General features: G+C 65.6%; 13 protein-coding genes. 1 reads left to right on the forward strand and 12 read right to left on the reverse strand.

What is annotated here, in order from left to right:
• Nucleotides 1-21: 21 nt before the first annotated feature.
• Both nusA and rimP read right to left on the reverse strand, forming a co-directional pair.
• Entirely contained in the window at nucleotides 22-1,632 is a 1,611-nt protein-coding gene (nusA, locus tag EI171_RS06445; RefSeq protein ID WP_060909539.1) for a transcription termination factor NusA, read from the reverse strand.
• A 2-nt stretch (nucleotides 1,633-1,634) separates the two neighbouring features.
• Nucleotides 1,635-2,390: a ribosome maturation factor RimP gene (gene rimP / locus EI171_RS06450; protein WP_161532864.1), complete on the reverse strand. Its 756-nt coding sequence runs from the start codon at nucleotides 2,388-2,390 to the stop codon at nucleotides 1,635-1,637.
• Nucleotides 2,391-2,751: 361 nt separating this feature from the next.
• On the opposite strand from rimP, the gene EI171_RS06455 reads away from it, so the two are divergent.
• Entirely contained in the window at nucleotides 2,752-3,834 is a 1,083-nt protein-coding gene (locus tag EI171_RS06455) for a DUF2336 domain-containing protein (protein ID WP_011083609.1), read from the forward strand.
• Nucleotides 3,835-3,950: 116 nt separating this feature from the next.
• Here the strand turns inward: EI171_RS06455 and trmB are convergent, their stop codons facing one another.
• From trmB to EI171_RS06505, 10 genes are all read right to left on the reverse strand, one after another.
• Entirely contained in the window at nucleotides 3,951-4,664 is a 714-nt protein-coding gene (trmB, locus tag EI171_RS06460) for a tRNA (guanosine(46)-N7)-methyltransferase TrmB (RefSeq protein ID WP_161532865.1), read from the reverse strand.
• The gene (locus EI171_RS06465) at nucleotides 4,661-5,818 is read right to left on the reverse strand and encodes a M20 family metallopeptidase (RefSeq protein ID WP_161532866.1); all 1,158 of its coding nucleotides are present in this window, start codon (nucleotides 5,816-5,818) and stop codon (nucleotides 4,661-4,663) included. The genes trmB and EI171_RS06465 overlap by 4 nt, the downstream gene beginning before the upstream one ends.
• Nucleotides 5,819-5,904: 86 nt before the next feature.
• Nucleotides 5,905-6,318 (reverse strand): helix-turn-helix domain-containing protein, encoded by a 414-nt coding sequence (locus tag EI171_RS06470; protein ID WP_027546813.1) that lies wholly within the window; start codon nucleotides 6,316-6,318, stop codon nucleotides 5,905-5,907.
• Between the two features lie 220 nt (nucleotides 6,319-6,538).
• Complete coding sequence (lnt, locus tag EI171_RS06475) at nucleotides 6,539-8,152, reverse strand: apolipoprotein N-acyltransferase (RefSeq protein WP_161532867.1); 1,614 nt, start codon at nucleotides 8,150-8,152, stop codon at nucleotides 6,539-6,541.
• Nucleotides 8,149-9,267, reverse strand: coding sequence for a hemolysin family protein (locus tag EI171_RS06480; protein WP_028172525.1), 1,119 nt, complete (start codon nucleotides 9,265-9,267; stop codon nucleotides 8,149-8,151). Before EI171_RS06480 ends, lnt begins: the two co-directional genes overlap by 4 nt.
• 1 nt (nucleotide 9,268) lies before the next feature.
• Entirely contained in the window at nucleotides 9,269-9,778 is a 510-nt protein-coding gene (gene ybeY, locus EI171_RS06485; RefSeq protein WP_038965162.1) for an rRNA maturation RNase YbeY, read from the reverse strand.
• 62 nt (nucleotides 9,779-9,840) lie between these two features.
• Complete coding sequence (locus tag EI171_RS06490) at nucleotides 9,841-10,836, reverse strand: PhoH family protein (protein ID WP_011083616.1); 996 nt, start codon at nucleotides 10,834-10,836, stop codon at nucleotides 9,841-9,843.
• 64 nt (nucleotides 10,837-10,900) lie between these two features.
• A complete protein-coding gene (miaB, locus tag EI171_RS06495) occupies nucleotides 10,901-12,298 on the reverse strand; it encodes a tRNA (N6-isopentenyl adenosine(37)-C2)-methylthiotransferase MiaB (protein WP_161532868.1) in 1,398 nt (465 codons plus the stop codon).
• Between the two features lie 193 nt (nucleotides 12,299-12,491).
• Nucleotides 12,492-13,172, reverse strand: a complete 681-nt coding sequence (locus EI171_RS06500; protein ID WP_161532869.1) for an HAD family hydrolase — start codon at nucleotides 13,170-13,172, stop codon at nucleotides 12,492-12,494.
• Nucleotides 13,173-13,628, reverse strand: coding sequence for a Fur family transcriptional regulator (locus tag EI171_RS06505; RefSeq protein WP_011083619.1), 456 nt, complete (start codon nucleotides 13,626-13,628; stop codon nucleotides 13,173-13,175).
• Between the last annotated feature and the right edge of the window lie 35 nt (nucleotides 13,629-13,663).

The raw sequence follows: 13,663 nt of genomic DNA on the forward strand, positions 1-13,663 counted from the left end.
GGGCGACATTCTCCTTCGTCCTTAAGCCGGCTGATCTTCGCTCGCCTCAGCCTCTTCGGCGGGCTTGGCGAGATCGGCCTCGGTGATCCAGCCGGCCTTGACGCGGGCCTGCATGATCATCGCTTCGGCATCGTCACGGGAAATGTCGATACCGTCGAGCGCACCCGGATATTTGGTGGTTTCGCCACCTTCCTTGCGCTCGGTCCAGCCGACCAGGTCGTCGGTGGCGCAGCCGGCGAGGTCGTCGACGGTCTTGATGTCGTTCTCGCCGAACTTGACCAGCATCTTCGAGGTGACGCCGGGCACGTCCTTGAGAGCGTCCTCGACGCCGAGTTCCACCCGCTTGGCCTCAAGCTCGGCTTCCTGTTGCTCGAGATATTCGCGGGCGCGGTTCTGGAGCTCCTGCGCGGTCTCCTCGTCAAAACCCTCGATGCCGGCGAGCTCCTTGATGTCCACCATGGCGAGTTCCTCGACCGAGGTGAAGCCTTCGGACGCCAGCAGCTGGCCGACCACTTCGTCGACGTTGAGCGATTCCATGAAGACGCGGGTGGAGTTCTCGAAGTCGGCCTGGCGGCGCTCCGATTCCTCCTGCTCGGTCAGGATGTCGATATCCCAGCCGGTGAGCTGCGAGGCCAGGCGCACGTTCTGGCCGCGGCGGCCGATCGCCAGCGAGAGCTGGTTGTTGGTATCGGGCACCACGACCTCGATGCGCTCGCGGTCTTCGTCGATGACGACCTTGGAGACTTCGGCCGGCGCCAGCGCGTTGACCACGAAGGTCGCGATGTCGGGCGACCAGGGAATGATGTCGATCTTCTCGCCCTGCAATTCGTTCACCACGGCCTGCACGCGCGAGCCGCGCATGCCGACGCAGGCGCCGACCGGATCGACCGAGGAATCGCGGGAAATCACGCCGATTTTCGCGCGCGAGCCGGGATCGCGGGCAACCGCCTTGATCTCGACGATGCCGTCATAGATTTCCGGCACTTCCTGCGCGAACAGCTTCGCCATGAACTGCGGATGGGTGCGGGAGAGGAAGATCTGCGGGCCGCGGGTCTCGCGGCGGACGTCGAAGATATAGGCGCGGACGCGGTCGCCGTTGCGGAACACTTCGCGCGGCAGCATCTCGTCGCGGCGGATGATGGCTTCACCGCGGCCGAGATCGACGATCACGCTGCCATATTCGACGCGCTTGACGACGCCGTTGACGATGTCGCCGATGCGGTCCTTGAATTCCTGATATTGCCGGTCGCGCTCGGCCTCGCGCACCTTCTGCACGATCACCTGCTTGGCCGACTGCGCAGCGATGCGGCCATATTCGAGCGGCGGCAGGGTGTCGGCGATGGTGTCACCGACCTGGGCGCCGGGATTGGCGCGCTGCGCATCCACCAGCGAAATCTGGTTGGAGTGGTTTTCGACCTTCTCGACCACCAGCATGTGGCGCGACAGCCGCAGCTCGCCCTTCTTCGGGTCGATCTCGGCGTGAACGTCAGTCTCGCTGCCGTAGCGGGCCCGCGCCGCCTTGGCGATGGCGTCCTCCATCGCCGCGATGACGATGCCGCGGTCGATCGATTTCTCGCGCGCGACGGCATCGGCGATCTGGAGCAGTTCAAGTCGATTGGCGCTGACTGCCATGGCTAGTCTCCTTCGTCAGGCTCGATCTCGCCGCGCCGCGCGCGTTCGGCGGCCAGGCGATGTTTCTTCGTATTGGTCGGTGCCGGCTTCTTCTTCGGCTTGGTGTTCTTGGTCGTTTTTTCGCTGATTTTCGCGTGAGGCGCAGCCGGCGGCTCCAGGCCGAGATTGCGGCGCATCTCGCGCGCCGCGGCCTTGCCACGGCGCATCGATTCCGCGATCAGCTCGTCGGTCAGTACCAGCCGGGCCTCGCTGATGTCCTCCATCGTCAGGAGAACGTCGCGTTCCTCGCCCACCTTGACGTCGTCGCGCTGCAGATGCACGCGGTCGCCTTCGACAGCGCCGATCATGCCGCGGAACCGCTTCCGCCCCTCATGGGCGACCGCCATCTCGACCTTCACCAGATGTCCGGCATAGCGCTCGAAATCGGAACGCCGCACCAGGGGGCGATCGATCCCCGGCGAGGAGATTTCCAGCCGATAGGCGCGATCGATGGGGTCGGCGACGTCGAGCACGGGCGACAGCGCCCGCGAGATTGCCTCGCAATCCTCGATCTGCATCGAGCCGTCCGGGCGCTCGGCCATGATCTGCACGGTGCAGCCGGCCTCGCCGGAAATGCGGATCCGCACCAGGCGGTAGCCCATGCCCTGGAGCACGGGACCTGCCACCGCGGACACCCGTGCCGCGACGCCCGGCTCGACCACGAGCCTCGGCTCGGCCAGCAACTCGGCATCCGTGGAACCAGCGGTCGGTTCGGTCATATCCAGGGTCAAGGCGCTCGATGGTTAAGGCTTGGTTACGATTTCAAAGCCCGCTTCGGAACTCTCCCGGCAGATCGCCGGGCCGCATCTTCCGCCAAGCCGCGCTCAGGTAATAAAAAAGAGCGGGTCCTTTCGGGCCCACTCTCACTACGCGGATCGTATGAGAAGATGAATTGGCGCTGATATAGCCCTTTCCACCCTCGCGGACAAGGCCCATCGCAGGGCAGGCGAGGCTTTTTGCGCCTTTCCAACGGCCCCCCGCGCAACGCTTCCTTCATCAACGGGGCCTAAATTCCCTGATTGTGGGGCGACTTGGACCAAGGGCGCACCCGCGGCGTGCCCTGTACGAGTTTGCGTTTTCATGACCGTTGCCACGTCGCTCATTCCCGGACTGGACGATATCGTCAAACGCGGCGACCCCCGGCGCCGTGGCGAGATCGCGCGTGCCATCGCCGAGCTGTTCTTCCAGGATCCCGCCAAGCTCCGTCCCGAGCTCATAGATCTCTTCGACGATCTCCTGATCGATCTCGTCCCGCATGCCGAGCTCGCCTCGCGCGTCGATCTCGCCGAGCGCTTTTCGCGCCTGGACAACGCGCCGCGGCACCTGGTGAACCAGTTCGCGCGCGAAAACGAGATCATGGTGGCGGCCCCTGTGTTGCGCCGCTCGCCCGTGCTCGACGAAGCGGCGCTGGTCGAGATCGCGCGGCTGAAGGGCCAGGGTCATCTGCTGGCGATGACGGAGCGTCCCGCCCTGTCGTCTGTCGTCACCGACGTACTGGTCGAGCGCGGCGATCGCGACGTGGTGCGTCGCGCCGCAGGCAATGCCGGTGCGATGTTCTCACCCGGCGGCTATTCCGAGCTGATCAAGCGTGCCGCGCAGGACGGCGTGCTGACGCTCAAGATCGGCCAGCGCAACGATCTTTCGGGCGAGCACCTGAAAGAGCTGCTCAACGGCACGCTCGACGTCATTCGCCGCCGTCTCTCCAGCGTGGTCAATCCCGTGCGCCAGGTCGAGATCAAGCGCGCCATGGCGGCCATCGAGGAGGCCGCGCTGCCGCCCGGGCCGCGGCGCGATTTCACGGCGGCACAGCGCACGGTGCTCGGTCTGCATCGCGAGGGCCATCTCGGCGAGAGCGCGCTGCTCGGCTTTGCCAAGGCAAACAAATACGAGGAAGCGATCGCCTCGCTCTCGGCGATGTCCGGCGTCCGCCTCTCGATCCTCGACCGCCTGATCGCGGGCGACCGCTACGATCCGATTCTGATCCTGGGGCGCGTGCTCAATCTCGGCTGGCCCACGGTGCGCGCGCTCATCCTGCTCTGGTACGGTCCGCATCGCACGCCGGCCGATGCCGACATCGAGGCCGCCCGCATGAACTTCACGCGCCTGATGCCGACGACGGCGGAACGCGTCGTGAATTTCTGGCGCAACCGGCAGACGATCTGAGATTATCTCTCCTGTCATTCCGGGGCGCGCGCAAAGCGCGAACCCGGAATCCCGAGATTCTCAGGTGCGCAATTGCGCACCATAGTTCGATGCTGCGCATTGCCCCGGAATGACGATTACACTCGCTTGAACCGCAAATACGCGGCCTTGCGTCCTTCGCGCGCGGCCTTCCGGCCGTAGCGCGTCATCGTGTAGCCGTCCCATGGCTGCCGGAAATCGTCGGCGCGCTCCGCAAGCCATTTGAAGTCCGCCGAGCGCGCAAGATGCGACAGCGTCCAGGCGCAGTAATCGTCGATGTCGCAGACGAAGCGGAATTCGCCGCCGACCTTCAGCACGCGCGCCATTGCGGCGATGGTCCTGTCCTGGACAAAGCGCCGCTTCCAGTGCCGCCGCTTCGGCCAGGGATCCGGGTGGATCAGGTCGATCCGCGACAGCGAGGCCTTCGGCAGCCAGGCCAGGAGCTCGGCGGCATCGCCCGCGAACAGGCGGATGTTGGCGATGTTGCCGGCCTCGATCTGCGCGAGGATCTTCGCCATGCCGTTGACATAGGGCTCGCAGCCGATGAAGCCGGTCGTGGCGAAGTTCTGCGCCTCGGCCGCAAGATGCTCGCCGCCGCCGAAGCCGATCTCGAGCCGCACGTCGCTCGCCGCGGGATCGAAGATCTCGCACGCATTCGCCGGCGCCTCGCCCGCGATGTCGAGCGCAAGATGCGGCAGCAGATGATCGATCAGCTCGGCCTGGTGCTGCCTGAGCTTGTGGCCCTTGCGGCGCCCGAAGAAGGCGCGCTCGCTGTTGTCATCGCGATCGGGATCTGACTTGCGTTCGCTCATCGCAGCGTCTGATACAGGCGATAGAGCAGCCGCGCGCGCGGTTCGAGCGACGAGACATAAAGCTGCTCATAATGGGTGTGTGCGCCCTTGCCGTCGACGCCGAGCCCGTCGAGCGTGCCGGTGTGGGGAGCGGTGAAATTGCCGTCCGAGCCGCCGCCCGTGTAGGTGTCGATCAGTTCGAAGCCGATCTCCGTGGCGAGCGTCCTGGCATGCTCGTACAGCGAGGCACCTGCATTGCCCTTCTCGTAGGGCGGACGATTGAGCTCGCCGGTGACCCTGACGGTGACGCCGTCCGTCTTCGACCTCAGGGCGAGGATCTTGCCGACGAATTCGTCCGCATCGGTGAAGCTCGGCACGCGCAGATCGATTTCGGCATAGGCCTCTTCCGGCGTCACGTTGGGGCGCGTGCCGCCGCGCACCACACCGACATTCACGGAGACGCCGCGCGCCGGGTCGTTCATCCCTTCCAGCGTCAGGATGATATTGGCGAGCTCGCGGACGGCGCTGCGACCATCTTCGGGTCGCGAGCCGGCATGTGCAGGCACGCCCTTGATGAACACCTGGAAGCGTCCGACGCCCTTGCGTCCGGTGACGATCTTGCCGCCGTCGCGTGCCGGCTCCGTCACCAGCACGTATTTGGCCTTGCGCCCTTCCTTCTCGATCAGCGCACGCGAGGTGGGGCTGCCGATCTCCTCGTCGGAGGTGAACAAGTGGGTGATGCCGAGTGGCGAGCGCTCGGCCGTGGCGCAAAGCGCGCGAAACGCGTGATGGGCGAGGTAGGCGCCGCCCTTCATGTCGTAGATGCCGGGACCGAACGCGCTGTCGCCTTCGACCTTGAACGGCAGGCGCTCGATGAATCCCAGGGGATGAACGGTATCGAGGTGGCTCAGCACCAGGATGCCGGGCCGGTCCTGGCCCCAGGCCGAGCGTGCCAGCAGATGATCGCCGCAGCCGTCGACGCCGGCGATGCGCTCGAGCGTGACAGGCAGATCGCGATAATGATCCGCGACCAGCGACACCAGCCTGTTGACCTGTTCAGGCGCCTCTGTCGGCGTCTCGATCTCCACCCAGCGCCGGATGCCGTCGAGAATAGTTTGGTTATCGAACCAGTTGGAGTTCACCATGGGCGCATCTATGCCTTTGAATCGCATCATCCGGGAGGACGCGCGTCAAGGCGCGGCCGCAAATGACGACATAGGCCAGATTTGGCGCAGCCTCAAATCGATTGAGCTGGCGCGCCTCAGCGCTTGTCGGGACCTTCGCGTGCCGCGATCTGCTCGACGAGATCGACGATCGAGCGGCGCATCTTCGAATCAGTGATTCGCGTGAACGCCTTGGTCAAAGCGAGTCCCTCGGAGGTCGCGAGGAAGTCCGAGACGTAAGAGGGCGAGGCGCCTTCCGCGAAGCCGTTCGGGCCGGCCACACCGCTCGGTCCGCCTTCGAACAGGAACGACACCGGCACCTGGAGAATTTCGGCAATCTGCTGGATGCGGCTCGCGCCGACCCGGTTCGTGCCCTTCTCGTATTTCTGGATCTGCTGGAAAGTCAGGCCCAAAGCTTCACCGAGCTTTTCCTGGCTCATGCCCAACATGATGCGGCGCATGCGCACGCGGCTGCCGACATATTTGTCAACAGGGTTGGGCGCTTTCGACATTTCCTCAGCCTCCAAACACCACCCTCAGCGCAATCGACGGAATGCCTCAGGTGCCAGCATCATAAAAATCAGACCCTGTTATTGGGAAACATTGCGGAGAAATTTAGCAATGCCCACTGTCTTTTGCAGCTGGTGCAGAATGAGGAACCCGCGTGCAGTCTGTCAACCGTGGGACCACGGTTGTCAAAGGATTCCGGCCGCTTCGGCGGTGACGGCGGGATCAGGGGTACCGTTTGGCCACACGTCGGCGGACCGCGAGAAGCACGGCCAGCGCGACGAGCACGGCCGCGGGCACGTCGCCCACCCGTGCATAGATCGTCGGCGGGATCGCGGCGGGCAGGCTTGCATCCAAAATGCCTTCGACGCCGAGACCGAGGCTGGCGACGGTTCGCCCCACCGGATCGATCACCGCGGAGATGCCGGTATTGGCGGAGCGGACCAGCGGCAAGCCGAGTTCGATCGCGCGCATCCGCGCCTGCTCCAGATGCTGATAGGGTCCGGTCGAGATGCCGAACCAGCCGTCATTGGTGAGGTTCACGATCCAGCCCGGACGTTCGTTGCGACCGGCAACCTCGCCGGGAAAGATCGCTTCGTAGCAGATCAGCGGCAGCGCTGACGGCGCGCCGGGTATCGGCAGCGCATGCCGCACGGTGCCGGCGATGAAGCCGCCGCGCACACGCGTGAGCTGCTCGAAGCCGAGCTTCTCCATCAGATCCTGGTAGGGAAGAAATTCTCCGAACGGCACCAGGTGCAGCTTGTCGTAGACCGCGAGCACGCTGCCGTCGTGATCGATCACGTAGATCGAATTATAGGCACGCGTGATCGGCGTTCCCCGCGGCAGATCGGGCGCGCGAACCGAACCCGTGATCAGCACCGTGCCCTTCGGCAGCAGCTCGGCGATCTCGGCCATCGCGTCGGCTTCGCGGGTCAGGAAGAACGGAAAGGCGGATTCCGGCCAGATCAGGATGGTGGCATCGCGCACGCCGGTCGATTGCGGTCCGGAGGCGCGGTCCGACAGCGCCAGGTATTTCTTCATCACCTCCGTCTTGGCGGCGTAGTTGAACTTCGCGTCCTGCTGGAGGTTCGGCTGCATCAGGCGCAGCTTGGCGCCCGCGACCATCGTGGTCGGATGCAGCGACAGGCGGATCGCGCCGAAGATGCTCATGGCAATCAGAAGCGCGACCGCCGCGGCCGGCGCGCGCCACGCCACGCGGCGATCGGGCGTGCGGTCGATCAGCGTCGCGGGGCTTGCAAAGATCGCAACAGTCAGGAACGTCATGCCCCACAGTCCGATCAGCGACGCCGTCTGCGCCAGCGGCAACGGCTCGGACAGCGCATAGCCGAACGCGTTCCAGGGAAAGCCGGTCAGCGCGTGACCGCGCAGCCATTCGGCGATGGTGAGGCTTGCCGCGAGCGCAAGCACGCGCGTGGCGTTCTTGGTCCAGAGCAGGCGGGCGAGCGCAAATCCGATCGCCGTGAAGATGGAAAGATAGGCCGGCAGGCCCAGCACGGCGAACGGCGTCAGCCAAGCGAACACATCGGCGTCGACGAAGAAGGCATAGCCGATCCAGTAGAGGCCGGGGACGAAATAGCCGAGCCCGAACCAGTAGCCGGTCAGCGCCGCGGCGGGGATGCCGCGGTATCGCCCCGCGCCGGCGCCGTCGATCAGCCAGACCAGCACCGGGAAAGTGATGAACAGCACGGGGAAGAGATTGAACGGCGCCAGCGCCAGCACCGACAGCGCGCCGGCGGCCATGGCGACGAGGGCGCGCTTCCATCCCCAGGTGAGGATGATGGCAAGCGCAATCTGCCGGAGTCGCTGGAACGCGCTCACTGCGGGCCGGTCCCGTCGCTTGGCGGCGGGGTCGGCGTGTCACTGGCCGGCGGTTGACCGCTCTCCGGCGCGCTCTCGCGGCGTCGGCTCTCGCGCTGGGTGCGCGGCGCGGGGCGTTCCTTCCGCGTCGAGATGCGCAGCCGCTTGACGCGGCGCGGATCGGCATCGAGTACCTCGACCTCATAGTTGCCGGGGCCCGAGATCACCTCGCCGCGCACCGGCAGGCGCCCGACGAAGCTGACGAGATAGCCGCCCAGCGTCTCGACTTCCTCGCCGGCTTCGCCGGTGACGAAGTCCGCGCCGATCACGGTGCGGACGTCATCGAGGCTGGCGCGGGCGTCGGCGATGAAGGCGTTGTCGGGCAGGCGCACGATCGAGGGCGGCTCGTCGCTGTCGTGCTCGTCGTCGATCTCGCCGACGATCTGCTCGACGATGTCCTCGAGCGAGACCAGCCCGTCGCTGCCGCCATATTCGTCGACCACCAGCGCCAGGTGGATGCGCGTGGCCTGCATCTGCGCGAGCAGGTCGATCGCCCGCATCGACGGCGGCACGTAGAGCAGCTTGCGAATGATGCGCGCGTCCTCGAGCGGCATCGCGAGATCGACGGTACGAAGGTCGAGGCCGGCCGGCAGCGGCTTCTTGCGCTTGGTCTTGGTGGCGTCCGACACGCGTGCCCGCGCGGTCATGAACGCGAGCAGGTCGCGGATGTGGACGATGCCGACGGGATCGTCGAGCGTCTCGTTGTAGACGACGAGGCGCGAATGGCCGGCGCTTTCGAAGCGGTCCATCAGCTCGCCGAGCGGAATGTCGCGCTTCACCGCGATGATGTCGGCGCGATGCACCATGACGTCGGCGATGCGGCGCTCGTGCAGACCGAGGATGTTGCGCAGCATGGTGCGCTCGACGGCGGAGAAGCCGGTGTCGTCGGGCGTCGAGGCGTCGAGCACGACCTGGAGATCGTCGCGCACCGACCCCGCCTTCCAGCCGAACAGCGTGCGGATCGCGCGCAGCAGCCAGCCTTCGGCGGTCGGACGCAGCACCTCGCCGGGTGCCACCACGACCGGCAAATTGGGAGTGTTGCGGGGATTGTCGTGGATCGGGTCGGAATCCGGCATCTCAGTGCGTCCCCGGGCGGTCGGCATAGGGATCGGGAATGCCGAGATGGGCCAGGATCTGCGTCTCCAGCGCTTCCATCTCCTCCGCGTCGTCGTCGTTCTCGTGGTCGTAGCCGATCAGGTGCAGGAAACCGTGCACGGCCAGATGGCTCAGATGGTGGTCGAACGGCTTCTTTTCCTCGTCCGCCTCGCGCCGCATGGTCTCGTAGGCGATCGCGATGTCGCCGAGCATGCGCGGCGCATCGCCTTCCTTCCATTCGCCCTCCGGCTGGAGCGCGGGAAACGACAGCACGTTGGTCGGCTTGTCGATGCCGCGCCAGTTGCTGTTGAGCGTGCGGATGCCGGCATCGTCGGTCAGCATCACCGCCACTTCCGCCTCCGCGACGTCTTCGTCGACACTCTCGGCGGCGGCCGCGACCGCGCGCTGGATCACGGCTTCGGAATCGGGTTCGCGCTGCCAGCAATCGGCGACGACGAGGACCTCGGTCATGGGAAGGTTGGGGTGTGACATTGTCTTTGTTCGGAACGAAAAGGCGCTCGCGTCCGCGCCCATATGGTCCGGTTGTTGTCCCGTCAGGATTTACCGGCGGCCGGCCGCTGCGGCTGCCCTTCATAGGCGGAGACGATCCGCGCCACGAGTTCGTGGCGGATCACGTCCTCGGCTTTGAAATGAACTTGTGCAATGCCTTCGACGCCGTTCAGCAGGCGGGTTGCCTCGGCGAGGCCCGAGGTCTGGCCGTTCGGCAAGTCGATCTGCGAGGGGTCGCCGGTGACGATCATGCGGCTGTTCTCGCCGAGGCGGGTCAGGAACATCTTCATCTGCATCGATGTTGTGTTCTGCGCCTCGTCCAGGATGATGGCGGCGTTGGTCAGCGTGCGGCCGCGCATGAAGGCGAGCGGCGCGATCTCGATCTCGCCGGTTTGCAGCGCCCGCTCGACGATGCGTGCGTCCATGAGGTCGTAGAGCGCGTCGTAGATCGGGCGCAGATAGGGATCGACCTTCTCGCGGAGATCGCCGGGCAGGAAGCCGAGCCGCTCGCCGGCTTCCACCGCCGGGCGCGACAGGATGATCTTGTCGACTTCCTTGCGCTCGAACAGTTGCGCGGCATGCGCGACCGCGAGCCAGGTCTTGCCTGTACCGGCAGGTCCAATGCCGAACACCAGCTCGTGGCGCTTCAGCGCGCGGATGTAGGAGTCCTGCGCGGCGGTGCGCGCGCGCACCGGGCGTTTACGCAAGTTGATGCTGTCGAAGGTCGTTTTGGCCGATTTGGCGTCGAACTCGAACAGGGAGCCCTGTGCGATCACGGCGCGGATCGCGCCCTCGACCTCGCCCTGGTCGAGATCCTGCCCCTTCACCGCCTGGGCGTAGAGCACCTCCAGCACGCGGCGCGCGGCATCGCAACCGTCGCGCGTGCCGCCGATGGTGATGTGGTTGCCCTTGGAATCGACGACGACGCCGAGCCGGCGCTCGATCTGCGCGAGGTGCTGGCCGTAGGGGCCGACCAGTGCGGATGCGGCGCGGTTGTCGTCGAAGTCGATGACGACCTGGGTTTCGGGCGGAACTTGCATGTCGCGGTCAAATTTGCGGCTGGGAGCGATAGAAGACGAATCCGATGCGCTTTTTGGCAAGGGTTCAGGCTCCAGTGGCGATGGGTGATAAAGCGGGCTCGCGCGCAACGCGCGGTGTGACGAGCTCCCCGAGGAAGCTGTAGCGTTCGAGGCTGTCGATCCGCACCGGAAGGATTTGTCCGATGATGTCGGGCGAGGCCATCACATGCGCGGGCTGGAGGAAGGCGGTGCGGCCGACGATCTGGCCGTCCTTGCGCGCCGGACGCTCGAACAGCACATCGACGGCTGAGCCAATCGCGGCCTTGTTGAAGGCCGATTGCTGGCTGTCGATCAGTTCCTGGAGCCGCTCCAATCGCTGGTCCATCTCGGCGGGGGACACCGTCTCCTGCATATCCGCGGCCGGCGTTCCCGGCCGGGCGGAGTATTTGAACGAATAAGCGGCAGCGTAGCCGATTTGCGTGACGAGCGCGAGGGTGGCGAGAAAATCTTGCTCACTTTCACCCGGGAATCCGACGATAAAATCTGATGAAAAAGCAATGTCTTGGCGCGCGGCCCGGAAACGGTCGATGACACGCCGATAATCATCGGCGGTATGTTTGCGGTTCATGGCGGCCAGAATCCGGTCCGAGCCCGACTGCACCGGCAGGTGCACGAACGGCATCAGGGCCGCGAGATCGCGATGGGCCGCAATCAGGCTGTCATCGACGTCGCGGGGATGGCTGGTCGAATAGCGCAGCCGCGCGATGCCGGGAATCCCTGCCAGATGTTCGAGCAGCCGGCCGAGTGGCCAGCTTTTTCCGTCGGGTCCGTCGCCGTGATAGGCGTTGACGTTCTGCCCGATCAGCGTGAGCTCGCGCACGCCGTTGTCGGCGAGCCGCTTCACGTCGTCGACGATCTTCGCGACAGGGCGGGAGACTTCCGAACCTCGCGTGTAGGGCACGACGCAGAAGGTGCAGAACTTGTCGCAGCCTTCCTGCACCGTGACGAAGGCGGAAATGCCGCGCGCGCGGATCGCATCGGGTTTCGGCTGGGCCAGGAAGCCGAACTTGTCGGCCGCGGGAAATTCGGTCTCGATCGCGCGGCCTTCGTTGCCGGCCCGCTTCAGCAGCTCCGGCAGGTGATGATAGCTCTGCGGGCCGACCACGACGTCAACCACCGGCGCCCGGCGCACGATCTCCTCACCCTCGGCCTGCGCCACGCAGCCTGCGACGGCGATCTGCATCGCGCGGCCCCCGCGGGCGGCCTCGTCCTTGGCGACGCGCAGCCGGCCGAGCTCGGAATAGACCTTCTCGGAGGCCTTCTCGCGGATATGGCAGGTGTTGAGGATGACGAGGTCGGCGTCCTCGGCGCTGGCCGTCTCCACGAATCCTTCCGGAGCCAGCGTGTCCACCATGCGCTGGGCATCGTAGACGTTCATCTGGCAGCCATATGATTTGATGTGCAGCTTGCGCGGCGGCGTCATGGAACCCGAAAATGGAGGTGGAGGACGGCCTTCAGATATAGGCTGGAGGCGGGAAAATCCAGCGAATGGAGCCCGAGGCGGTCATTCCGGGGCGCCCGCAAGGCGGGCGAACCCGGAATCTCGCTCCAAAAGCACGGGATTCCCGGTTCACGCGCCTTGCGCGTGCCCCGGAATGACGGGCAAGGGGGCGAAATCAGCCCGCCAAAGCGTCCGCCTCGACCCGCCGGACCAGCTCCGGCAATTGCCGCATATCGTCGAACGTCAGTCCGGCGCCGGCGGCCCGCAGCCTTTCGGCGTGCCCCGGCGGGCAATGGCTGCCGCCGTGAAAGCCCAGCACGGTCATCCCGGCGGCGTGCGCGCCGGTCACTCCGGGAAGGCTGTCCTCGATCACGAGGCAGCGCTCCGGGGCGACCTTCATCTGCGCGGCGGCAAACAGGAACAGGTCGGGCGCGGGCTTGCCGCGGGCGACCTGGCTCGCGGAAAAGATGTTCGGCGCGAGCAGGTCGTAAAGCCCGGCGCATGTCAGGCCGTGATGGATCTTCTCCGGCGTGCCGCTCGATGCGACGCATTTCGGCAGATCGATTGCGGAGATCGCCGCGGCCACATGGGTGATCGGCTGCAAGTCGCTGGCGTAGAATTGCAGCGTGGCCGCATTCACTTGGCTCTCCAGATCGTCGGGGAGGCTGCGGCCGATTTCCTGCTCGACCATCCGCCGCGCGTCCTTCTCGGATACGCCGAGAAAGCGGATTAGCACCTGCTCCGAGGTGATCGGATAGCCGTGGCGGGTCAGCACATCCGCATGCGCGCGACAGGAGATCACCTCGCTGTCCACGAGCACGCCATCGCAGTCGAAGATGATGAGATCGACGGGCACTTAGCTTGTGGGCTTGTCGTCGTCGAGCGGGACGCAATAGAGCTCGAGCCGATGGTCGACCAGCTTGTAGCCGAGCTTGCGGGCGATCTCCGCCTGGAGCTTCTCGATCTCTTCGGAGGTGAACTCGATCACCTTGCCGTCGCGCAGATTGATGAGGTGGTCGTGATGGCTGTCGCGCATCGTCTCGTAGCGCGCGCGTCCCTCGCGAAAGTCATGGCGTTCGATGATGCCGGCATCCTCGAACAGCTTGACGGTGCGATACACGGTCGAGATCGAGATCTTGTCGTCGACGGCGACGCAGCGGCGGTATAATTCCTCGACGTCGGGATGATCGACCGCCTCCGCGAGCACGCGGGCGATGACGCGGCGCTGCTCGGTCATGCGCATGCCGGTGGCGGCACAGCGCGCCTCGATGCCGGACGCCTTGGATGCAGAAGAAGGTTTCAGTGCGGTCATGATCTGTCTGCCTGACGGGGCGCTTTCTGCCATCA

It is taken from the genome of Bradyrhizobium sp. LCT2 (genome assembly GCF_009931255.1).
GTDB classification, from domain to species: Bacteria; Pseudomonadota; Alphaproteobacteria; order Rhizobiales; family Xanthobacteraceae; genus Bradyrhizobium; species Bradyrhizobium diazoefficiens.